This window comes from Pseudoalteromonas sp. OFAV1, assembly GCF_021532595.1.
GTDB lineage: Bacteria > Pseudomonadota > Gammaproteobacteria > Enterobacterales > Alteromonadaceae > Pseudoalteromonas > Pseudoalteromonas lipolytica_C.
In genome coordinates, this window is the sequence record NZ_JAKGBG010000007.1 from 101168 (window position 1) to 122962 (window position 21795).

Consider the following 21795-nt stretch of genomic DNA (forward strand, 5'->3'; position numbering starts at 1 on the left):
ATCTATATCTAAACAGATAAAAGCCCAGCTTAACTGGGCTTTGCACTCTCACAATTTAATGCTTTTTCATTTTACTCATTTCAGCATGACAACTTTGAATTGTCAGCAGGGTTTTTGATAACGCGGCTTCACAATCATGTGGTTGTGGTTTTTTAAGCGCATGTTTGATTTCAGCTAGTGTTTTATCTTCAACTTCTTCAAGTTCGCTAACATAGGTGGCGTTTTTGTCGGCACCTAGTTTAGTAATTAGTGATGTATAGGCTTTACGTGCTTCTACAGCAAAATCAGAGCCATTTTCGCGCTCGCCATTTTCGTTAATAGCATAAGGTTGTAAGCGCTCGACACTTACTTTACGCGCATCTATCATGCGTTGAAATAAGGCAATTATGCTTGGGTCGGTTACTTTTTCCTGTGCTTTTTCATAAAAATCGATACCGCTATTCATAACTTGGATGATATCTGCAATATGATGAACGTCTTGTCCTTGATGAGTATTCATAATGACCTCTTTTTGAATATTAAAAACAATGCAATTAGATACTTGCAAAGCATATTCCAGTTCATTACTTAAATATAAAGTTATTGTATTTCAGGTGGTTGTTGTTTTTTAATAGGAGGGGTACTGCTGATAAGCTAAGCTAATACTTGGCTTATCAGCAATAATTACAATTTGGTGGGTAAAATCTTACTTAAGCTCGTCGGCCACTTCTGCAACCTTTTGGCGTAACCAAATATGGCTTGCATCACGGTGTAATAACGGGCTCCAAATCATATCGAGCTCAAATGGCGGAATAGGGAATGGTGGCTCAAGAATTTTAAGGCCCGGATCGTCTAAATAAATATTTGCGGCTTTTGAAGGCAACGTTGCAACCAAGTTTTGTTCTTTCGCTAAGTGAATAGCAACGTGGTAATTACGGGTAAAGGTGGCAATATTACGGTGTTTACCAAAGTGAGCGAGCGCTTCATCGACCCAACCTAGCTTTTGCACATCTTTAGGGTCCATACCAACACCTACACCAAAGCCTGTTTTACTTACCCAGATATGACGCGCTTTTAAATAGCTGTCGAGGCTGAAGTCTTTAATAATCGGGTTATCTGCTTTTACTAGGCAACAAAAGCTGTCTTTCCAAATTTGTTTATAGTGAAACGATTGCGGTAAGTTTTCAAAACGGTTGATAGCCATATCTACCTTACCGTTTTCAACATCGTGGAAGGTTACATCACTTGGGGTCAAAATATCGAGCGTGGTATCAGGGGCTTCTTCGTGTAATTTACTTAATAAGCGTGGGGCAAGGGTACTTGCTGCATAGTCACTGGCCATGATGCGAAAAACACGTTTACTTTGCGATGCTTCAAACTCGCGGTTTGGTGCAAGTGTTTCCTCAAGGGTCATTAATATGCCGCGGATCACTGGCTGTAACTCTTTTGCACGCTCTGTCGGTACCATACCCTCACTGGTACGCACCAAAATTGGGTCGTTAAATAAATTACGTAAGCGTTTTAAGCCATTACTCATTGCTGGCTGGGTAATGCTAAGCTGGTTAGCTGCTTTGGTTACATTACATTCCCTGAGAAGAGTATCTAGGTAAACAAGTAAGTTTAAATCTATTTTACTAATATTCATTCTGTGTCCTTGGTGTTTACCAATAATGGATAAATCGTTGTGCAGCAGGGTATGGGTAAATATGGCTTACTACACCTTGCTTAAAGTTGTATTGTGCTTGTCGCCAATAGGCTGGATCTTCAAGCTCTGGGTGTGTACTCAATAAGTATTGCTTATACACCGGGTTTGCTGTCACAAAGGTACATAATTGCTCTGGAAACACATCTTGTGGTGCTACAGAGTAGCTTTGCTCATTAGTTAGGTAATCATCGTACGTTTTGGCTTTAGGCAAAGCACGAAAATTCATATCGGTTAGATACTGAACTTCATCGTAGTCATAAAAAATAACGCGATTATGTTTACTCACCCCAAAGTTTTTCAACAGCATGTCGCCTGGGAAAATATTAACGGCGATCATTTCTTTTAAGGCTTGGCCATATTCTTCTATTGCCTCAAAAGCTTGTTGCTCACTGGCATTTTCAAGATAAAGATTTAACGGTGTCATCCGTCTTTCAATATATAAATGCTTGATGATTAGCCATTCGCCTTCAATAATCATCGAAGAACCAATGGTTTTATGTAACTCTTCAAGTAATTTACTATCAAATCGGGCTAGTGGAAATACGACGTTCGAATACTCTATGGTATCGGCCATGCGACCGACACGATCATGACTTTTTACTAATTGGTAGCGTTTTAATACGGTATCGCGGCCAAAGGGTTTGCTTTCACCAAAGGTGTCTTTAATGACTTTAAATACATAGCCAAACGAGGGTAGGGTAAATACCATCATTACCATACCTGGTGTACCGGGGGCTATAACGAGCTGGTCATTTGAATGATCTAAATGACTTAAAAACTCACGATAAAATTCGGTCTTACCTTGTTTATGAAAACCTATGGCGTTGTAAAGCTCTGCCAGTGTTTTATTAGGCATAAGCTGATTTAAAAAGCGCACTAACGCAGATGGTGCATGGGTTTCAACCATAAAATAAGCACGGGCAAAACCAAAGATAACCCGCATTTGCGATGATTTGGTAAGTAGGGCGTCGAGGTATAGGCCTTTGTCTTCGTGGTGCAATACCGCAATAATAAATGGCTGTACGCCACTTTCTGAAACGACCCGGCCAACAATATAAGCGGCTTTGTTACGGTAAAAAGGGGCTTGCAGTATATCAAAGCGCATTTGCCATGCTTGATGATGTGTATCGGGCGCTTGTTTATAAAAGGCTTTTACCAGCAAGCGAATATCGCGTTCTAAATCAACAAAGGGGGCTTTAAAATCAAACTGGTTAATAATTTTGCGAATAGTAGGTCTTAAACCATCAACAACCGGGTGGTAACTACGGTATTCGGCTTCCATTGGCAAAGCTGGGGCATCTGCTAGAGTTGCTTTTACAAATATAAAGTCATTATTAAAATAACGGCGATGGAATAAACGACAAAAAACTGAGTTGTAAAAGGTTTCGGCGAGTTCTGCTTGAGGATGAAAGCGCAAAAATTGCTGATAAAGTTGTTTGGTTTCAAGCCAGCAGGTTTGGTCTAAGGTAATAATTTGCTGTTCATTAAGCGATTTGAGCTTAGCAATGGTTTCGTTAACCCGATCATCGTAATGGCTAATTCTGAGTTTGCTTATTTCATTTATTTTTTGCCAATCACGCTGTGCAAACGCGAGTGGCGCTTTAGCAGTAATTGCTTGAAAGAGTTTATAGTGATTGCGAAACCCAGATAAAATTAACTCTGCAATGTGTTGTGGCTGCATATAAACTCCTTACTTATACCAATATAGAGCAATAACTCTATAGGTGTTAAGAATATGTTATTTATTCTTTAAACCCAATAGTAAAGTGTATTTAATTATATCGAGCGAGTTTTTTCTCTAAGTTTGCGATTTTTTTGTTAATGTTTTTCACGTCTCGCACGTATTGCTTATTAATTGCTTTAAGCTGTTTATTTATGTCTTTGTTAATTTCTTTCGCTTTTTTATCTGACAACCTTTTATTTAAGCGTTGTTCTTGTTGATATTGCGCTCTATCTCGATCGCGGCTCAAAATATCTAAACGATACTTATAACTACGGATCTCTGCTTCGAGATCTCTAATAATTTGCTGGCGCTCTAATTCATTCAGCTCTTTAACATAATTATTAGGTGCTTTAATGTCGGGATCGGTAACGTGGATTTTGTGCTTGGTTGCACGGTTACCGCAGGGGTATTCACTAAAAACGGTGCCTCTGTCTGTGACGCACTTATAGTATTCAGTTGTTGCAGCAAGTGATGAAAGGGAGCAGGTCAACAAACAAACTATTATTGAAAAAGTGATTATAGTTTTCATGACATCCATGTCTCCTAAATCAGTAATAGGGCTCTGTGTGGGTATATTTAAAACTAGCTCGTAATAATGATTTATCAATAATCACTAAGGCGTATAACGTTTTAGTTTTTTAATACTTTGCACCAAAAACGGAACATCAAGTCTTTGCTCAATCGCAAAACCTTGTGCAGCAGAAATATTTTTAAAATTACCATCAGAGTCAATCAGAGTAATTCGGTCTTTCTTAAAGGCAATGAAAACATCTTGAGAATAGTTAACACCGGTATCATCATGGCGTTTATATAAATTGCTTCCCAGCATAGTTTGCTTTGCGAGCGTATTACAGCTGAAATAATGGCCAACACTTGTGGCAATGATATCGCTTGGTTGGATAAGACCATCAGTTTGCACCACTTTTTTGTCTGAGCTGTATAAGCGTGAGGCAGTGACAATACCATTGCTGTTATTAGCTAAACTAAAGGCAAAAACGGCATTTGCTGCTTCACGTGGGCGTGTAGATTCGTCCGCGCGAATAAGACGAATAGCCGGATTTATATCTTCGTTGTTAATAAATTCGAATTGTTCAAAACCATTAATTTGTATTGAGCGATTATCTGCAAGCCAAACAGGGAGTTGCTGTTTGTCTAGAATCGGGGCTTTGTAAAATGCTGGTAGGCCGTACACTAAACTAAATAACGTGTCTTCAGCTTCGATAGGTTGTAAGAATAAGTCTGTCTTACGCAGTGCAGGTTCAGTGCTAACAAATTGCTCAAGAGCGTTATTGTTTTCAAATACCAAAATATCAATTGTGGCACTTGAGTCAGCCTTACATTCAGCAAGTGGAGTAGGTGCTAAGTAATCTATGTTGTGTGGGTCTAATCTAACATCATGCGCTTCTTTATAGCTTTCGATATCTAGTAAATCATTTTTAGCTAATAAGCTTTTTGCCGTTGTTGGATAAGACAATGGCAATACATTATCTTGTTTAGTGATGTCGAACTTTAAGTTGGCATCAGCCCAAATATGAATGCTATGGCTCAGTGCAAAACACACTAGAATCGTGCTTGTCGCATAACGCGGAAATTTATATTGCTTTAAGCGTGCTAAGTGGTGCCATGTATAGTTACTTACTAATAACTGAAACGCTAAAATTAAAAGTACAATACCACCCGCTAGAATCGTGGTAAGAGCAGGTGAGCTTGTTAAGCGGTGCCAAAGCAAAGACACAATTTCGGGTAGTGCAGATGTATTTAAGTGATAACCCAAGTTGAAATACACATAGGCATCAAGTGTCAATAATGAAGCACCAAGCGTTGCGATAATAGCCGCCATCCCTCGGATATGCCGAGGGTATGGAAACACTAAGCTTAATGGAAATATCGTCAAAACAAAGGCAATAAAAGTAATAAAGCTGGTGTGGCTTAACCAAGTTACGAGCATGTATAAATAGCCCATAAAGGTGGTTGGTGCACTGTCTGCAACTAAGTAGCTTACGCTAATAAATAGTACTAAGCCTATGTTTGCAAAGGTGAACCAATGTCCCCAACTTAGAAGCTGACTTACTTTTGATGAGAATTGACTTTGTTGCGATAAATTCATAAATCTTATTTAACCGACTGCGCTAATGCTTTGGCGAAATTGTCGGCAACCGCTTGTCTTTTCTCTGATGGTACATGCTCTTTTAAAATATGCGTGATAGAATTTCCTAAACACATAAGGCTTAAATCAACAGGCGCTTTGTGCTCTGTTAGTACATCGATCAGCTGATCAACGATTTGTTCTACTTGCTCATTAGAATATTTTGATATGATAGGCATCAGTTGGTTCGGTAAAAAGAGTTATATTGCCGTATTTTAACACCAGAGGCGTGAAAAACAAAGATGACAATAGATGTTAAAAAATTAGTCGTTCATTATGTAGACAAAAAAGATGACGACACAGATATTCATTTACGCAATGATGAGATGGTTGTTAACGATAAAGTAGCCGTTTTTATTGAACAGCTACACCATGCATACAATGGTAAGCCGGGTAAAGGTTATTGCGCATTCAGTGGCGAGAAAAACAGTATTGTTGCTTCAGCTATGCAAAGCTACCGTAATAACGAGCTTGGTTTTTGGCACATGACAGAGCAAGCGACAAATGTGCTAAAAGAAGAGCTAAATAAGTATGCCTTCAACGAAACGGGTTATTTAGTTTTTTGCCATTATCAGTATGTTGCGAGTGACTTTTTGTTAATTGCCATGATTAATATTAAAGAGCACTACTCAATTACTTCTGAGCTTGATCTAGCGTCATCACGTCATTTAGATATTTCGCGTATGCAATTAGCTGCACGTGTAGATTTAACAGCGTGGGATGCGCAACCAGAAGATAATCGCTATGTGTCGTTTATTAAAGGTCGTGCCGGTCGTAAAGTAGCAGACTTCTTCTTAGACTTTTTAGGTTGTGAAGAGGGCATTGATCCGAAACAGCAAAGCCAAGTTATGCTTAATGCCGTAGAAGATTACTTATCTGAGCAACAATACGATAAGTCAGAAAAAGACGAGCTACGCAAACAAGTTTTTGATTACTGTAATGATTGTGTGACTACAGGTGAAGATGCCAATGTTAAAGAACTTTCGGCGACATTATCAAAAAGTGACGACAGCCCATTTGAAAGCTTTTGCCAAGAACAAAATTATGACTTAGAAGAGTCGTTCCCTGTTGATAAGAAAACAGTTACCAGCATGGTTAAGTTTTCAGGTATGGGCGGTGGTGTTAGTGTGAGCTTCGAACGCAAACATTTAGGTGAGCGAGTTACCTACAACGAAGCAACAGACACACTTGTTATTAAAGGTATTCCACCTAATCTTAAAGACCAGTTACAGCGCTTTATGGAGCAAGAAGAAAGTTAACTTTCTTAGCTACCGCAACCTTTCTTATTTAGCCCAGCTTTAGCTGGGCTTTTTTTACTATTTGGACTCACGTTGAAAATTTTTGCAATTATCTCAAATAAGAAGAGTGTGAGCTGGTCCTTTATGGTTGGTTTTAAATTGAGATACGTTGTTTTTTAGTATTCTAAAGCCGTAAATAAAGTGATAACAATAGAAATGGATATTCAAGAATAAGTCGTATTTTTGAGTATGAGCTCACAATAGCTGCTTAGTATCTAATTGAGTTGCATTTTAAATATCGAGGGTAAAGGAATGTCATCAAGTATTGTACTAATCAATCCATTTATTGTTCCTGAAGGCAAGTTAGAAGAATCAATCAAATATTGGGAATCCCATCGAGATTTTTTAAAAACGCAACCGGGGTATATATCAACTAAGTTACACCGTTCATTAGAAACACAATCATTTTTGGGTGAAGCCAAATATAAACTAATCAATGTAGCTGAGTGGGAAAGCCAAGACGCCTTTAATTCTGCAGTGCAAAAGATGCAATTAGCACTTAACAGCGAAAGAGTAGAAGGTTTAGTCGGGCAGCCTGCTTTATACGAGGTTGTTAGAGAATAAATAAAGGAAAAGCTGGAGAGATTATAAGTTAAAACTGTAAATTTGGTTTAACAGTGCCTTGGCTAGGTCTCTTAACTTTAGCGCTATTTGGGGGATATATGGATAGAATCCTTAGATTATTAAAACCTGAAAATATTCGAGTCTTGTTATTTTTGCTAGGTATTGTGCTGTTAGGGAGAAGCTTGGCTACAACACGCCCAGAATATGGTGTGACAATTCTTACTGCACAAGAGCAACCACAAGATATTTTAATGTATTTTCATGTTGAAGTTCAGCGTTATATTATGACGATGCTTTGGCCTGTTGTTTTCGCGTTATTAAACTCGCTCTATCCAAAAGTAAAAGTATCTAAGCCATTTTTTTATACAATTATAGGCCTACATATCATAAGCTTATTTATTAGTTTGATTTGGTATTTCAACTATGTTCCGAACAATCAAGAGGGAGCATCACATTTAGAACAAGGGTTAGCGCATATGCAATTTAGCGCAACAATAGTGTTTATTGTTAGCCTGATTAGTGCTGTGTTTTCTTTAATATGGTTTAGTAAAGGGTGGGTCATTTTTAAATCAGATGAGTCGCCTTAAACTTGGCAGCTAATTAACTAAATTTAATTTTTTATATCGATAATATGTTTATCAATATCAGTATGTGCCAGCTCTTATGTATTTCTAATGTATGTTTCACAGTGGCTTTTGGTCATGGTGCCCCCTAAAAAAGCAAATACACAGGCTTTAATTCTTACGAAAATCAATTCTTGCTTTGACATTTATAAGCTTCTTAAACATGTGCTATTTAGTCGAAATTTTTATCTAACTATGATTTATCTGGCTCAATGCTGGTAAATCCATTAGGGTATTCTTTTAAGCTAAAATTTAAAAAGAGGGTAAATGACACTTTCATTTAACACTGCAAGATTAAATGTCATTGAAGTAAATTCTAATGCAGCTAAATCAGAGCGTACTGCTCTAGTTAAAGCTTTACCTTCGATATTAACCCCCGCTGTAGTTGCAAATTTACCGAGTTATTTTCAAGGCATAGAATCTAAATTAGCGGCTGAGGAGTGGCTTAATAAAATGCTTAAAGAATGCCATTTATTAATGCTGCAGTCTTCAGAAAGTGAAATTATAGGGTTCTTGTTCATATATAGCGATAACCCAAATGCCCACATTGGTTACTTATTAGCTGAGCAATATTGGGGGAAGGGCCTTGCATTTGAATTACTGCATGGCTTTATCGACTTGGCTTATACCCACCCACAATGGCATAAGCTTATCGCTGGTGTTGATAAATCAAATACCGCGTCAGTTAAGCTTTTAAATAAACTTTCATTTATTCAGCAAGATGAAGTGATAAATGATATGTTGTTTTATGAATTTGACTTACGCAAAGAGCCTTTTGGAGAAGAGTAACGATGACTTACCAAGCAGTTAACTTTAAAGATAAGTTTTCTAAATTCACTGAACATTGGTCGCCACGGGTCATTGCCGAAATGAATGACTATCAATTCAAACTCGCTAAAGTTGAAGGAGAGTTTGTTTGGCATGATCATCCTGATACTGATGAAGTATTCATAGTTATTGAAGGGATGCTTGAAATTGAGTTTAGGGATGGCGCTGTGACTTTGGAAGCTGGTGAGTTATTTGTAATTCCTAAGGGCGTTGAGCATAAACCAAAAGCAAACAGCGAATGCAAAATAATGCTTGTTGAACCCAAAGGGGTGGTAAATACAGGTAATGCGGGTGGGCAATTGACTGCAACAAATGATGTATGGGTGTAGCGATAATGTCGATGTCAGATTCAGAACAGTAAGAATTAAACCTTAAATAACCAACACATCTTAGTGTTTTTGTGCTTTTACTATTTGGCTTATACTCGTGTTTTTAATTCAGCTAATATATAAAAAATCAGCCAATTTGGATCTCAACTAACAAGGCACTAGTGACATAACGATATATCTTAAGCTTGTGCGGTGATCCTAGTTTTTAACTTAAGTATGGAAAAAGTAATGACAATAACTGCATTTTTAGTTAATTCATTTACCGCAGAGGGAACAGGTGGCAACCCTGCAGGTGTGGTATTAAATGCTGACAATCTTTCAGATACAGAAAAATTGAAGATTGCAAAAGAAGTTGGCTTTTCAGAAACGGCATTTGTAGCCCAAGATCATGAAGTTGACTTTGCAGTATCATTTTTCACGACAACAGAAGAAGTTGATTTTTGCGGCCATGCAACACTTGCGGTGTTCGCTACGTTTTATGAAAAGGGTTTATTAAAACCAGGTTATTATACTCAGCGAACAAAAGCGGGTTTGTTAGGCGTCACAATTGCCGAAGACGGCAAAATTACTATGGAGCAAGCTTTACCAAAATATCTTGGTGGCTTTTCTTATAGTGACCTTGCAGGCTTATTAGGGCTTGATGAAACTATACTTGCAGCAACAGGTTTACCAATTGACATAATAACCACAGGCTTGCCTGATATTATCGTTGCTGTGCCTAATGGCTACTTAGATAAAATGACTATTGATGAAGCAGCGCTGAGCGAATTTTGTCAACAACATAAAGTGATCGGTGTTCACGCATTTGAGCTTTTAGAGAGCGAAAGTGGGCTAACAGCAAGTTGTCGTAATTTTGCTCCTTTGGTTGGTATACCTGAAGAATCAGCAACGGGGAGTGCCAATGGTGCGCTTGCTTGCTATTTAACTAAACATGTATTTGTTCAGCAAGAAAACCATTTTCAGTTTGAACAAGGTCGAGCAATGGGCTGTCGCTCACATATTTCTACAAGTGTTTACTCGGATGAGCAGGGCGTGAGAAAAGTGTTAGTGGGCGGATACGCCAGTGCCATCGGCACACAAAAAATCGAGATTTAGTGAACATCTAAAACAAAAAAGCCGCGTTTCATAACGCGGCTTTTTTATATAGCTATCAACTAGTCGGCAGATAATGTTTTCGTCATTTCTGCTCGCGCTCTACCTGCAGGTTTTACTGAACCTGGGCGTAGACCACTATCAGGAATAGCGTCACGTTTATCATGTGCCATAGCCGCCGGAGTAGGTTGTGGCTCGCTGTCTGCAACTGGCGCTGGTTTTGCCATTGCTGCGCTTGCTGAACCTTTAACTAACATTGTTTTTTCATTGTTAGGTGTTGGTTTAGCTTCTTCAGCTTGTACTGGCTCTTCAGCTTTAACTGGCTCTTCAGCTTGTACTGGTTCGTCAGCTTGTACTGGCTCTTCAGCCTGTACTGGTTCGTCAGCTTTAACTGGCTCTTCAGCCTGTACTGGCTCTTCAGCTTGTGCTGGTTCGTCAGATTGTGCTGGCTCTTCAGCTTGTACTGGTTCGTCAGCTTGTACTGGCTCATCAGCTTGTACTGGTTCGTCAGCTATAACTGGCTCTTCAGCTTTTACTAGTTCTTCAGCTTTAACTGGCTCTTCAGCTTGTACTGGTTCGTCAGCTTTTACTGGTTCGTCAGCTTTTACTGGTTCGTCAGCTTTTACTGGCTCTTCAGCTTTTACTGGCTCTTCAGCTTTAACTGGTTCTTCAGCTTTAACTGGTTCTTCAGCTTTTACTGGTTCTTCAGCTTTTACTGGTTCTTCAGCTTTAACTGATTCTTCAGCTTGTACTGGCTGTTCAGTTTGTGACTGCTTTGCTTTTAACTCAGCTTCATACTCTGCAGCGGCTTGATCAGCGACTGGAATAAACGCAGGAGCGTCACTTTTCGCATCACTTGATTTTTCGTCTTGCTCTGGGCGACGACGACGTTGACCAGCGGCACGTAAATGACGCGGTGAACGACGAGAGCGAGTACGAGGTTGAGCTTGTTCTTCATCAGTTGATGCTTCAACTACGGATTCAACTTGCTCTGTTTGTTTTGGCTCAGCGTCAGCTTTCACTGGTTCAGCTTTTACTTGTGATTCAGCAACTGGTTGCTCTGCTTGTTCAGTCTCAACTGCAACCGATTCTTTTGCAGGCTTAGCTGGTTTTTCAGCTTTTGGTGCTTGCTCTACCGGTTCATTAGTTTGTACTGAATTCGCATCATCTGCATTTTCGTCTTTAACGCGAACTTTCTTGCGCAAGTTACGGCGTTGACGACGAACCTTAGGTTTAGTTTCCTTTGGTTGCTCAGACTGTGTTTCTTGTGCCGTTTCTTTTGTCGTTTGCTCTACATCATCAGTGCGTTTTTCATTACGCTTTCTGTTGTTAGAATTACGACGACGCTTGTTACGATTTTCGTTACCTTCTTTTTGCTCAGGTGTTGAAGTATTTGTATTTTCTTCTTTTGCCTGTGCGTCTTCAGGGCGTTTGTTACGAGAGTTACGACGGCGCTGATTGTTGCTACGACGACGGTTATCGTTGTTGCGACGATTATTGCTTCGTCTTTGTGCTGCCTTTTTCTCTTCTTGCTCTTTCTCTGTTTCGTCTTCAGTAGTACTAAATAACGATTTGAAGAACTTACCAATTGCAGCAAATAAACCACCTTCAGACTTTTTAGCTGCAGGAGTTGCTTGCTCAGCTTTAGGTGCTGCTTGAGGAGCCGGTGTAGTCGGCATAACGACACCTTTTAAAACTGGCTCTTCACGAACTGGTGCTGTAGGCGCTTTAGCCATTTCAAATGCTTCTGGCTCAGGCGCAACAACTTGCTCGTAGCTCACTGTTTCGATTGTTTCGTCTTTACGTAAGCGAATTACTTCGTAATGTGGCGTTTCCATGTGTTGATTAGGAATGATCACTACATCAACGTTGTGGCGCTTTTCGATGCGCTGAACACTACGACGCTTTTCGTTTAACAAGTAAGCGGCAACAGCAACAGGCACTTGTGCATTAACTTGTGATGTGTTGTCTTTAATTGCTTCTTCTTCGATTAAGCGAAGGATAGACAGAGCAATTGATTCGTTTGAGCGAATAGTACCTTGACCATTACAACGAGGGCATGGGCCTTGGCTCGCTTCGCCTAATGAAGGGCGTAAGCGTTGACGCGACATTTCAAGTAGACCAAAGCGTGAGATCTTACCGATTTGAACACGTGCTCTATCAGGGCGAGCGGCATCTTTTAAACGGTTCTCAACTTCACGTTGGTGACGTGGTGGGGTCATATCGATGAAATCGATAACAATAAGACCACCTAAATCACGTAAACGTAATTGACGCGCAATTTCGTCTGCTGCTTCTAAGTTTGTATTAAGCGCAGTTTCTTCGATATCACCGCCTTTAGTGGCTTTTGACGAGTTAATATCGATAGATGTTAACGCTTCAGTTGGATCAATTACAATTGAGCCACCTGATGGTAAGCGAACTTCACGTTGGAAAGCTGATTCGATTTGGCTTTCTATCTGGTAATGAGTAAATAGCGGCACATCACCTTGATAAAGCTTAACGCGGCTCATGAAGTCTGGGCGGAAACGCTCAATGTGCGCTTTCGCTTCTTCGAATACACGTGCTTTATCAATTAATATTTCGCCAATATCACGACGTAAATAGTCACGAATCGCGCGGAATATTACGTTGCTTTCTTGGTGAATTAAGAACGGAGCAGGGCCACTGTCAGCTGCTTGCTGAATAGCTTGCCAATGCACCAATAATGCTTTTAAGTCGTACTCTAGTTCTTCAAAAGACTTACCAACACCTGCAGTACGAACAATTAAGCCCATACCTTTAGGAAGTTCTAAACGGCTTAGTGCTTCTTTAAGTTCAGTACGCTCATCACCTTCGATACGGCGAGAAATACCACCTGCACGTGGGTTGTTCGGCATAAGTACTAAATAGCTACCAGCAACACTGATAAAGGTTGTTAACGCAGCACCTTTTTGGCCACGCTCTTCTTTATCAACTTGCACGATAACTTCCTGGCCTTCTTTGATCACGTCACGAATGTTCGGACGGCCTTGGAACGTATAGCCTTGTGGGAAGTAGGTGCGAGCTATTTCTTTAAGTGGAAGGAAACCATGTCTTTCAGCGCCATAATCTACAAAGGCAGCTTCTAGTGATGGTTCGATACGGGTAATTTTACCCTTGTAAATATTTGCTTTTTTTTGTTCGTGACCCGGGCTCTCTATGTCTAAATCATACAGGCGCTGGCCATCAACCAGTGCAACGCGCATTTCTTCTTGCTGCGTCGCATTGATTAGCATACGTTTCATATTGTTACTCTACTAATTTTGTCGCTGACATGACGAAGTAAAATCGTCTGTTCAGTGGTATTTGACGGTTATTCTTGTGCAGTCTCACGACTGGGTAAAGTCAAAACCCTAGGTTGTTTGCTTACATTGAGCATCAGTATAGTGTGGCAGACAATAACATGCTGTCATGTTATTAGATTCTATTTGGTGCCAAAACTGCCGCATTTTTTGCGGTTTTAATTTACGAGTTTTGTCCTGAAGTCGACCAGATTTCAATTTTTATTCAATGTCTTGCTACAACAGCTGCTTCTGAATGACGATGTTACGTTGTCACTATCAGTCAATTTATCTTGTTCAATTGCTTTTTATGTTCATTAATCAACATTCGTGCTCAAATTATTCAGGCGATATATTACGCGCACCGCCGATAATTGAACGCTCGTGTTGGCTGGGTAATTATAAAAGCTTTGGAAAACTTAGCGCGGATCTGTATGATCGGCAACCCAGAATATGCATCACGAATGTATTAATGTGATAAAAGCACCGTTGTTACTTGCAAACTTATGTTCGCAGCGGTGATTATCCCACTAATACAACCGGGTTAGCAACTAAATTATTTACTTAAATCAGTGATTAGGCAATGTCAGAAAAAACCGGCTTACAAGTTTCGTTTGTTACCATCAGTGAAGACCATCTAGGTCAACGTATTGATAACTTTCTTATTACCCACCTAAAAGGTGTGCCTAAAAGTGCAGTTTACAAAATCCTTCGTAAAGGCGAAGTGCGAGTAAATAAAAAACGCATTAAACCTGTTTACAAATTACAACTTAACGATGTTGTTCGCATTCCACCTATTAAAGTCGCTGAAAAGGAAGAGTTCGTTCCGAAGAAACTTGATAAAGTTAAACAACTTGAAGATGCGATTTTGTTTGAAGACAAGTATTTAATGGTTATCAACAAACCTTCAGGAATGGCTGTTCACGGTGGCAGTGGCTTAAGCTATGGCTTAATCGAAGCACTACGTGTGCTTCGTCCTGAAGAGCGCAGCTTAGAGCTTGTCCATCGATTAGACCGCGACACATCAGGCTGTTTACTTATCTCAAAACGTCGTTCAGTGCTTACTGATTTACATAAGCAGTTGCGCGAAAAAACCATGGAAAAAAACTATTGGGCACTTGTTGATGGTCAATGGGATGCGAAAACTAAAAACGTTACTGAAGGGCTTCGTAAAAACACCTTAAAATCAGGTGAGCGAGTAGTGCGTGTAGATAATACCGAGGGTAAACCATCGCATACACGTTTTCGTGTCCTTGAGCGTTATGCTGAATGCTCATTAGTACAAGCATCGCCAGTTACTGGCCGTACACACCAAATTCGTGTGCATACACAATGCAAAGGCCACCCAATTGCGTGTGATGATAAATACGGTGTGGCAGAGTTTGATCAGTACGTGAATAAGTTAACTGGGTTGAATCGTTTATTCTTACATGCCCATGATTTGCGTTTTATGCACCCTAAAAATGAAACGACTATGCATGTTGAAGCGCCATTAGATAATGCACTTCAAAACTGTATCAAAAAGCTACGTGCAGATAATGAACAAGTTTAAGTTAGTTATTTTTGATTGGGATGGCACTGTAATGGACTCAGTGCCAAAAATCGTCAACTGTTTGCGTAATACGGCTCGTGAATTAGGAATTGATATTCCATCTGAACAGCAAGCCAAGGATGTTATCGGTTTGTCGCTGACAAAAGCCGCTGAAGTGCTTTTTCCTGCCCATGCACATTTAAACGATGAGCTAGTGGCAGGTTATAAAGCGCAGTATCGTGAGTTGGATGTAACACCTACGCCGCTATTTGCAGATGTAGAAACTGTGCTAAAGCAGCTAAGCGAGGCTGGCATGCAACTCGCTGTGGCTACCGGTAAAGGGCGTGAAGGCATCGACAGATTACTTAATGAGTCAGGTCTTGGTCAGTACTTTGTAAATGTAAAATGCTCAGATGATGCTAAGTCGAAGCCATCACCGGATATGCTTGAGCAAATTTTGCACGAGCAGGGCATAGCTAAACGTGATGCCGTAATGATTGGCGATAGCCAACTCGATATGGCAATGGCTAACGCTGCAGGTATTGCCTGTATTGGTGTTAGTTTTGGCGCTCATAGCCCGGCGCAGTTACAAAAACATACGCCGTTATGTGTTGTTGATTCATACCAGCAGTTAAAGCAATATTTGCTTTAACTGCTTAGCCAATTTAAACACTAACAACGCAAGCTAATAATCGAGTTTGTACATTTTTGGCCATTGTGTTCAGTAGAGCACAATTCCTTTTTAATTTTTCGGCTACAACTTCTTGCTAAATGCTTATTACTACGTGTGTGGCTATCAATCGTTTCAATTACTTTACTATTTTCCTCAATAAAATCACTTAAACAATTTGAAATAGCAACATCGGTTAAATCTACTACAGGACTGAATAATAAGTTCATTCTAATACCATCTATAGTCGATGCGCCACGGTTTAACTTGTAAGTTAAGTTTAATTTACGAGTACCACCAATATTAAATTCACCATTATATTTCACTTCAAAGTTTAAAAGGTTATCCGAACTTCCATAAACCTTACTAATATAAGAGCCTATTTCATTGTGTTGAAGACTTATTTGAAATCCAAAGTCGCCTTTACTGAGTTTTAGCACACTTTCAGTCACATCAGAGACTTTAAAGTTATCAAACCAATTTGCATCAAAAAGTTCTTTTTCTATGAGTTTTGTTAAATCTTCATGGAGGTTAGCTTGATATTGTTGATTGCCAAAATAACTAATTGGGTGTGAGGCACAACTATCTTCGTTATTTGAACTCGTTGATTTAAGCTCAAGCGGACTTTGTATTTTAGAGGATATTATGTAAGAACTTTTCGATACTGCGGTTCTGAAACCTCTGTCTATATTGTAAAAAGCTTTTAATAAATCTTTTTCTGAGGTGGTTAATGACAAGCTTTCGATCGTTGAGATAATCTCCTTTTCTTGAGGAGTTGATGAGTTGTTTGTCGCTTTAACATTAAATTTAAAAGCTCTTTTATCTAATGGATTTGCTATTATCAAGTTTTTCGATGAAGTATCGCATTTTAAAATAGGCTGACTAAGGTTTAACCTTTCATTAGATGAAGGTTCCCATTGGCAGTCAGGCTGGGCGAGGTGTTCTTTAGCAATTGTTTTGGCTTTTTCATAATTACACGTATTGCATGAGTAAACTTCTATTAATTCTTGTGAGGCATGTATTTTGCCCGTAAACAAACTTAACCCTGATAGAAAAAAAGTTTTTAACAATCCTTGTCGAGTCATAAAGCCTTTCCTTTTTAGCTTGAATTTTAATCTATGTTATTTAATAGATTTTACTAAGTATTGCGGCATGTCAATACGTCAACACCAAACTCAGCCAGTAGTTTAGTTAATGTGATCAGTGGCAGGCCTATCAATGTATTAGGGTCATCGCCACTGAGTTTTTCAAATAGGCAAATACCTAACCCTTCACTTTTGAAGCTTCCAGCACAATTGTATGGTTGTTCAGCATCACAATAGGCATTAATTTGCTCAAATGTGAGCGTTTTAAATGTCACATCAAAGGGCACTACGGTAGTAATTGCTTTACCACTTTTTATATCAAATACACTCAAACCCGTTAAAAATGTCACTGTATGGCCACTAAATGTCGATAGTTGCTTAATAGCATTCTCTTTAGTATGAGGCTTACCTAAAATTGTATTGCTGAATACCGCAACCTGATCAGAGCCTATGACTAAACCTTCATCAAAATGCTTTATTGCTTCACGGGCTTTTTGTTCACTTAAACGCGCTACCAATTGCTCGGGTGTTTCAGCTTTAAAAGGGGTTTCGTCAATATCTGGAGAGAAACTTTCAAAAGGTAGATTGAATTTAGTTAATAATTGCTGTCTAAATGGTGAGCTTGACGCTAATATAAGTGTTGGTTTCATAATAAATTCTGGATGAAAATTGTATTTTGCCAAGGATAAGCCACATTGAATCCGAAAACAAAGCAGAAGATCGTTAAAAACCGGCTAAAAATGGTTTTTTACTTTGACTAACTTACTAACTATCTATATGATGCAGCCCCTATGCAAAAGGTGAAAATTCCCATCACTCTTCATCCCAGCAAAGCAGCACAACATCGTTTAACGTATGACGGTATTGTACCGCTTGAAAAACTTTCTCGTTTAGAGCAAGTTGTGCAGGAAGAAGCAGGTGAAATAGCGGTAAAGATTCATTGCAAAATTGATGAGCAAGGTTTAGTGGTAATAAGTGGAAACTTATCAACACATGTAACTGTAACTTGTCAACGCTGCAATGGTGAATTAGGGTTGGATTTGGAACAAGACTTTGTGTATTCGCCAGTTGGTTTGGATGCAGAGTCAGAACATCTACCTGCAGGTTACGATGAAGTAGAACTGGACGAAAACGGTGAAATCAACGTATTTGAGTTAATCGAAGACGAATTGATTTTGGCTATTCCAATAGTGCCTACACACAACGAAACCTCGTGCAGTTATTCATCAGAGCCTGCCAGCTTTGGTAAATTAGCAGCAAAAGATGACAAACCAAATCCATTTGATATTTTGAAACAACTTAAGAAAGATTCTTAGGAGAAGACTAATGGCTGTACAAAAAAGCAAAAAGTCTCGTGCAAGACGCGGCATGCGCCGTTCACACGATGCGATCAGTGGTCCAACTTTAACTGTAGATCAAGTTTCTGGTGAGACTCACCGTCGTCACCACGTAACTGCTGACGGTTACTATAAAGGCGTTAAAGTAATTTCTAACTAAGAGATTGCTATATGCTGACCAATCTAACCATAGCGTTAGATATGATGGGGGGCGATTACGGCCCCCGTTCATCTATCCCCGCTGCAGTAAACGCAGTTAATGCGAATACCAACTTAAGACTCATCTTATGTGGTAATCAGCAGGTTATTCTAAAAGAACTCGAAGCACTCGATTCTGTTTCACACCCTCGTTTAATTATTCGTCATTGTAGCGAAGTCGTTACTAATGCGTGTGAACCCGCTTTAGCAGTTCGTTCTAAAAAAGATTCTTCAATGCGAGTTGCCCTTGATTTAGTTAAATCGGGTGAAGCGCAAGCATGTGTAAGCTCTGGTAATACGGGCGCATTATTTTTTATGGCGCATTATGTATTAAAGATGCTTCCAGGCGTAAAACGCCCTGCATTAATTTCTGCTGTTCCAACTGAACGTAAAAACCCTGTCTATTTGTTAGATTTAGGTGCCAATGTGCATTGTGATGCACAAACACTTTATCAATTTGGCATTATGGGGTCTGTGGTAGCAGGGCAAGCTCTAGGTTGTGAAAATCCTAGAGTTAGTTTATTGAATATTGGCTCTGAAGACATAAAAGGGCACGAAGGAATAAAACAGGCTGCACAGTTAATGCAGCAGTGTAAATATCTTAATTACACAGGTTATAGTGAAGGTAGTGATATTTTCAGTGGCAAAGCCGATGTTATAGTTTGCGAAGGATTTGTAGGTAATGTGGCATTAAAAACCTGTGAGGGTATTGCCAAACTCATCATGCATAAACTCACCAAAGCCTTACACAAACATTTCTTATACAAGTGTTTAGCATTTTTATTACGTCCAGTGATAAAAAAACTCTACAAGCGGGTGAACCCCGACCAGTATAACGGCGCAAGTCTGGTAGGATTGCGCGGTATTGTTGTTAAAAGCCATGGTAATGCCTCTGCGAAGGCGTTTCATGCTGCTATTGATGAAGCCGCGCGGGAAGTCGAACGCCAACTCCCTGAAAAAATCGCTGCGATTTTTGAGCAAACACATCCAACAACAAAGTAGTGCAGCATAGTTAAAACTTGTTATGCTGCCTACTGATGAATATTTTTTTGTTTAATTATAAGAGCAAAGTATGGCACATAAAATTGCACTCGTATTTCCAGGTCAAGGCTCACAAGCTGTGGGCATGTTATCTGAACTATTAGCTGATTCACAAATTGCTAAAGCAACATTCGCTGAAGCATCTGAAGCACTTGGCTATGATCTAGCTGCACTTGTACTTAATGGTCCAGAAGAAGAATTAAATCAAACCCATCGTACACAACCAGCACTTCTTACTGCCAGTGTTGCTATTTACCGTCAATGGTTAGACGCAAACCCTGAAGCTGATGTTGTTATGGCCGGTCACAGTTTAGGCGAATATTCAGCGCTTGTTTGTGCTGGCGTTGTAAGCTTAAGCGAAGCCGTTAAACTTGTTGAGAACCGTGGTTTATACATGCAAGAAGCAGTACCTGCGGGTGTTGGTTCTATGGCTGCAATCATCGGTTTAGGTGATGATGAAATTAAAGCTGCCTGTGAAGCGTCAGCAAATGGTGACGTTGTTTCACCAGTAAACTACAACTCTCCAGGTCAAGTTGTAATTGCAGGTCACAAAGCGGCGGTTGAGCGTGCATCAGAAGCATGTAAAGAAGCCGGCGCTAAACGTGCTTTACCACTTGCAGTTAGCGTACCTTCTCACTGTGAACTAATGAAACCAGCCGCTGAAAAATTAGCTGCTGATTTAGCTGCTTTAACATTTAATACACCTAAGTGTGATGTAATCAACAACGTTGATGTAAAAGCTGAGCAATCAAGCGAAGCAATTAAAGATGCATTAGTACGTCAACTATACAGCCCAGTACGCTGGACTGAAACAGTACAAGCATTGGTTGCACAAGGTATTACACAAAGCTATGAGTTTGGCCCTGGTAAAGTTTTAACGGGTCTTGCGAAACGAATTGATAAAGCAATGGTATGCGCTGCGGTTAATACGCAAGCTACGATTGATGAAGCGAAATAAGTAGGAATAGAATGACAAATTTATTTTCTCTTGAGGGCAAGGTTGTCCTAATCACTGGTGCAAGCCGTGGTATTGGTAAAGCAATTGCAAACACGTTAGTTGCACAAGGTGCAAAAGTAGCGGGTACTGCAACAAGCGAATCAGGTGCTGCTAAAATCAGTGAATACTTAGGTGACAACGGTAAAGGCTATGCTCTTAACGTAACCGATCCTGAGTCGATTGAGGCAACACTTGCTGCAATTAAGGCTGATTTAGGTGATATTGACGTATTAGTTAACAATGCGGGTATCACCCGTGATAACTTATTAATGCGTATGAAAGACGGTGAGTGGGATGACATCATCGACACTAACTTAAGCTCAATTTTCCGTTTATCAAAGGCTGTATTACGCCCTATGATGAAAAAGAAAAATGGCCGTATCATTAATATTGGTTCTGTAGTGGGCACTATGGGTAACGCGGGTCAGGCAAACTACGCCGCGGCGAAAGCGGGTGTTATTGGTTTTACTAAGTCATTAGCACGCGAAGTTGCCTCACGTGGTATTACAGTTAATGTAGTAGCGCCAGGTTTTATCCAAACAGACATGACAGATGAGCTGACTGATGAGCAAAAAGCAGCTACGCTTGCAAATGTACCTGCTGGTCGTTTAGGTCAACCTGAAGAAATTGCTGCTGCAGTGTGTTATTTAGCATCTGACGCTGCTGCGTATGTATCAGGCGAAACATTGCACGTAAATGGCGCGATGTACATGGTTTAATGAAAGTTGGCAAAAATTTGCTAACGAAAGATTATCGAAAATTGTTGAATTTTTTGTGATCTTGCTTTAAACATACTTGAATTCGCTATGAAAATAAGCGATAAATGAACAAATACCAATCAAGAGGTTTGACCAGATAAGTAATTATCAGCAAATCCTTGAATCACAGAATTATGCGGCGTAAACTACGCCGCAATCTGAAAATAACGCATTGGCGTTTTTAATAAAGGAAAGAAGAATGAGCGACATCCAAGAACGCGTAAAGAAAATTATCATTGAGCAACTAGGTGTTAAAGAAGAAGAAGTAAAACATGAAGCTTCTTTCGTTGACGACTTAGGTGCTGACTCACTTGACACTGTAGAACTAGTAATGGCTCTTGAAGAAGAGTTCGACACTGAGATCCCAGACGAAGAAGCTGAAAAGATCACTACAGTTCAAGCTGCAATCGATTACGTTACAGCTCACGCTGAGTAATTTTACGCATTTTGATTTTTAAGGGCAGCGTTTAGCTGCCCTTAGTCTATCTATAGAATGATACTAATTATTACCAATTAGCAGTAAAAATTGCTAATTATGAAGGTGAAGCCTAGCAACAATGTAGTGGAAGTTTCTGATTCAAAATCACTA

General features: G+C 39.7%; 23 protein-coding genes. 14 read left to right on the forward strand and 9 right to left on the reverse strand.

Annotated elements, in window-relative coordinates:
* Positions 1-55: 55 nt before the first annotated feature.
* The 6 genes from L1267_RS06070 to L1267_RS06095 form a co-directional block, all read right to left on the reverse strand.
* Positions 56-499, reverse strand: a complete 444-nt coding sequence (locus tag L1267_RS06070) for a ferritin-like domain-containing protein (RefSeq protein ID WP_054554697.1) — start codon at positions 497-499, stop codon at positions 56-58.
* 186 nt (positions 500-685) lie between these two features.
* A complete protein-coding gene (locus tag L1267_RS06075; RefSeq protein ID WP_054554698.1) occupies positions 686-1624 on the reverse strand; it encodes a LysR family transcriptional regulator in 939 nt (312 codons plus the stop codon).
* A 16-nt stretch (positions 1625-1640) separates the two neighbouring features.
* Positions 1641-3365, reverse strand: a complete 1725-nt coding sequence (aceK, locus tag L1267_RS06080) for a bifunctional isocitrate dehydrogenase kinase/phosphatase (protein WP_138558333.1) — start codon at positions 3363-3365, stop codon at positions 1641-1643.
* Positions 3366-3456: 91 nt separating this feature from the next.
* Positions 3457-3936 (reverse strand): DUF4124 domain-containing protein, encoded by a 480-nt coding sequence (locus tag L1267_RS06085; protein ID WP_235382372.1) that lies wholly within the window; start codon positions 3934-3936, stop codon positions 3457-3459.
* Positions 3937-4020: 84 nt separating this feature from the next.
* The gene (locus tag L1267_RS06090; protein WP_235382373.1) at positions 4021-5514 is read right to left on the reverse strand and encodes a DUF3413 domain-containing protein; all 1494 of its coding nucleotides are present in this window, start codon (positions 5512-5514) and stop codon (positions 4021-4023) included.
* A 5-nt stretch (positions 5515-5519) separates the two neighbouring features.
* Complete coding sequence (locus L1267_RS06095; protein ID WP_036967930.1) at positions 5520-5732, reverse strand: DUF1414 domain-containing protein; 213 nt, start codon at positions 5730-5732, stop codon at positions 5520-5522.
* Between the two features lie 63 nt (positions 5733-5795).
* Here L1267_RS06095 and yejK point away from each other — a divergent pair, with 63 nt between their 5' ends.
* From yejK to L1267_RS06125, 6 genes are all read left to right on the forward strand, one after another.
* Complete coding sequence (yejK, locus tag L1267_RS06100) at positions 5796-6812, forward strand: nucleoid-associated protein YejK (protein WP_135924328.1); 1017 nt, start codon at positions 5796-5798, stop codon at positions 6810-6812.
* Between the two features lie 291 nt (positions 6813-7103).
* Positions 7104-7415 (forward strand): antibiotic biosynthesis monooxygenase family protein, encoded by a 312-nt coding sequence (locus L1267_RS06105; RefSeq protein ID WP_135924329.1) that lies wholly within the window; start codon positions 7104-7106, stop codon positions 7413-7415.
* Positions 7416-7513: 98 nt separating this feature from the next.
* Positions 7514-8002, forward strand: coding sequence for a hypothetical protein (locus L1267_RS06110; RefSeq protein WP_135924330.1), 489 nt, complete (start codon positions 7514-7516; stop codon positions 8000-8002).
* Between the two features lie 303 nt (positions 8003-8305).
* Positions 8306-8827 (forward strand): GNAT family N-acetyltransferase, encoded by a 522-nt coding sequence (locus L1267_RS06115; RefSeq protein WP_235382374.1) that lies wholly within the window; start codon positions 8306-8308, stop codon positions 8825-8827.
* 2 nt (positions 8828-8829) lie between these two features.
* Positions 8830-9195 (forward strand): cupin domain-containing protein, encoded by a 366-nt coding sequence (locus L1267_RS06120; RefSeq protein WP_235382375.1) that lies wholly within the window; start codon positions 8830-8832, stop codon positions 9193-9195.
* 228 nt (positions 9196-9423) lie between these two features.
* Positions 9424-10290, forward strand: a complete 867-nt coding sequence (locus tag L1267_RS06125; RefSeq protein ID WP_138558327.1) for a PhzF family phenazine biosynthesis protein — start codon at positions 9424-9426, stop codon at positions 10288-10290.
* A 59-nt stretch (positions 10291-10349) separates the two neighbouring features.
* On the opposite strand, the gene rne is transcribed toward L1267_RS06125, so the two are convergent.
* The gene (gene rne / locus L1267_RS06130) at positions 10350-13553 is read right to left on the reverse strand and encodes a ribonuclease E (RefSeq protein ID WP_235382376.1); all 3204 of its coding nucleotides are present in this window, start codon (positions 13551-13553) and stop codon (positions 10350-10352) included.
* Between the two features lie 619 nt (positions 13554-14172).
* On the opposite strand from rne, the gene rluC reads away from it, so the two are divergent.
* Together rluC and L1267_RS06140 are read left to right on the forward strand one after the other, a co-directional pair.
* Positions 14173-15141 (forward strand): 23S rRNA pseudouridine(955/2504/2580) synthase RluC, encoded by a 969-nt coding sequence (gene rluC / locus L1267_RS06135; RefSeq protein WP_138558443.1) that lies wholly within the window; start codon positions 14173-14175, stop codon positions 15139-15141.
* Positions 15128-15772: an HAD family hydrolase gene (locus L1267_RS06140; protein ID WP_235382377.1), complete on the forward strand. Its 645-nt coding sequence runs from the start codon at positions 15128-15130 to the stop codon at positions 15770-15772. The genes rluC and L1267_RS06140 overlap by 14 nt, the downstream gene beginning before the upstream one ends.
* Positions 15773-15792: 20 nt before the next feature.
* Here the strand turns inward: L1267_RS06140 and L1267_RS06145 are convergent, their stop codons facing one another.
* Complete coding sequence (locus tag L1267_RS06145; protein ID WP_235382378.1) at positions 15793-16875, reverse strand: hypothetical protein; 1083 nt, start codon at positions 16873-16875, stop codon at positions 15793-15795.
* A 53-nt stretch (positions 16876-16928) separates the two neighbouring features.
* The gene (locus tag L1267_RS06150; protein WP_235382379.1) at positions 16929-17525 is read right to left on the reverse strand and encodes a Maf family protein; all 597 of its coding nucleotides are present in this window, start codon (positions 17523-17525) and stop codon (positions 16929-16931) included.
* 141 nt (positions 17526-17666) lie between these two features.
* On the opposite strand from L1267_RS06150, the gene yceD reads away from it, so the two are divergent.
* The 6 genes from yceD (at position 17667) to acpP (ending at position 21642) form a co-directional block, all read left to right on the forward strand.
* Positions 17667-18191 carry a 23S rRNA accumulation protein YceD gene (yceD, locus tag L1267_RS06155; protein WP_235382380.1) on the forward strand — a complete coding sequence of 175 codons (525 nt, stop codon included), beginning with the start codon at positions 17667-17669 and terminating at the stop codon, positions 18189-18191.
* A gap of 10 nt (positions 18192-18201) precedes the next feature.
* Positions 18202-18372: a 50S ribosomal protein L32 gene (gene rpmF, locus L1267_RS06160; RefSeq protein WP_036967969.1), complete on the forward strand. Its 171-nt coding sequence runs from the start codon at positions 18202-18204 to the stop codon at positions 18370-18372.
* Between the two features lie 11 nt (positions 18373-18383).
* The gene (gene plsX, locus L1267_RS06165; RefSeq protein WP_135924339.1) at positions 18384-19412 is read left to right on the forward strand and encodes a phosphate acyltransferase PlsX; all 1029 of its coding nucleotides are present in this window, start codon (positions 18384-18386) and stop codon (positions 19410-19412) included.
* A 70-nt stretch (positions 19413-19482) separates the two neighbouring features.
* Complete coding sequence (gene fabD / locus L1267_RS06170) at positions 19483-20409, forward strand: ACP S-malonyltransferase (protein WP_135924340.1); 927 nt, start codon at positions 19483-19485, stop codon at positions 20407-20409.
* Between the two features lie 11 nt (positions 20410-20420).
* Complete coding sequence (fabG, locus tag L1267_RS06175) at positions 20421-21167, forward strand: 3-oxoacyl-ACP reductase FabG (RefSeq protein WP_063704919.1); 747 nt, start codon at positions 20421-20423, stop codon at positions 21165-21167.
* Between the two features lie 238 nt (positions 21168-21405).
* On the forward strand, positions 21406-21642 hold the full coding sequence (acpP, locus tag L1267_RS06180) for an acyl carrier protein (RefSeq protein ID WP_016707440.1): 237 nt from the start codon (positions 21406-21408) through the stop codon (positions 21640-21642).
* Positions 21643-21795: the final 153 nt, after the last annotated feature.

Coding starts and splice junctions, on each gene's coding strand:
- L1267_RS06070 (WP_054554697.1), bottom strand. CDS start 499: ATGAATACTCATCAAGGACAAGACGTTCATCATATTGCAGATATCATC.
- L1267_RS06075 (WP_054554698.1), bottom strand. CDS start 1,624: ATGAATATTAGTAAAATAGATTTAAACTTACTTGTTTACCTAGATACT.
- aceK (WP_138558333.1), bottom strand. CDS start 3,365: ATGCAGCCACAACACATTGCAGAGTTAATTTTATCTGGGTTTCGCAAT.
- L1267_RS06085 (WP_235382372.1), bottom strand. CDS start 3,936: ATGAAAACTATAATCACTTTTTCAATAATAGTTTGTTTGTTGACCTGC.
- L1267_RS06090 (WP_235382373.1), bottom strand. CDS start 5,514: ATGAATTTATCGCAACAAAGTCAATTCTCATCAAAAGTAAGTCAGCTT.
- L1267_RS06095 (WP_036967930.1), bottom strand. CDS start 5,732: ATGCCTATCATATCAAAATATTCTAATGAGCAAGTAGAACAAATCGTT.
- yejK (WP_135924328.1), top strand. CDS start 5,796: ATGACAATAGATGTTAAAAAATTAGTCGTTCATTATGTAGACAAAAAA.
- L1267_RS06105 (WP_135924329.1), top strand. CDS start 7,104: ATGTCATCAAGTATTGTACTAATCAATCCATTTATTGTTCCTGAAGGC.
- L1267_RS06110 (WP_135924330.1), top strand. CDS start 7,514: ATGGATAGAATCCTTAGATTATTAAAACCTGAAAATATTCGAGTCTTG.
- L1267_RS06115 (WP_235382374.1), top strand. CDS start 8,306: ATGACACTTTCATTTAACACTGCAAGATTAAATGTCATTGAAGTAAAT.
- L1267_RS06120 (WP_235382375.1), top strand. CDS start 8,830: ATGACTTACCAAGCAGTTAACTTTAAAGATAAGTTTTCTAAATTCACT.
- L1267_RS06125 (WP_138558327.1), top strand. CDS start 9,424: ATGACAATAACTGCATTTTTAGTTAATTCATTTACCGCAGAGGGAACA.
- rne (WP_235382376.1), bottom strand. CDS start 13,553: ATGAAACGTATGCTAATCAATGCGACGCAGCAAGAAGAAATGCGCGTT.
- rluC (WP_138558443.1), top strand. CDS start 14,173: ATGTCAGAAAAAACCGGCTTACAAGTTTCGTTTGTTACCATCAGTGAA.
- L1267_RS06140 (WP_235382377.1), top strand. CDS start 15,128: ATGAACAAGTTTAAGTTAGTTATTTTTGATTGGGATGGCACTGTAATG.
- L1267_RS06145 (WP_235382378.1), bottom strand. CDS start 16,875: ATGACTCGACAAGGATTGTTAAAAACTTTTTTTCTATCAGGGTTAAGT.
- L1267_RS06150 (WP_235382379.1), bottom strand. CDS start 17,525: ATGAAACCAACACTTATATTAGCGTCAAGCTCACCATTTAGACAGCAA.
- yceD (WP_235382380.1), top strand. CDS start 17,667: ATGCAAAAGGTGAAAATTCCCATCACTCTTCATCCCAGCAAAGCAGCA.
- rpmF (WP_036967969.1), top strand. CDS start 18,202: ATGGCTGTACAAAAAAGCAAAAAGTCTCGTGCAAGACGCGGCATGCGC.
- plsX (WP_135924339.1), top strand. CDS start 18,384: ATGCTGACCAATCTAACCATAGCGTTAGATATGATGGGGGGCGATTAC.
- fabD (WP_135924340.1), top strand. CDS start 19,483: ATGGCACATAAAATTGCACTCGTATTTCCAGGTCAAGGCTCACAAGCT.
- fabG (WP_063704919.1), top strand. CDS start 20,421: ATGACAAATTTATTTTCTCTTGAGGGCAAGGTTGTCCTAATCACTGGT.
- acpP (WP_016707440.1), top strand. CDS start 21,406: ATGAGCGACATCCAAGAACGCGTAAAGAAAATTATCATTGAGCAACTA.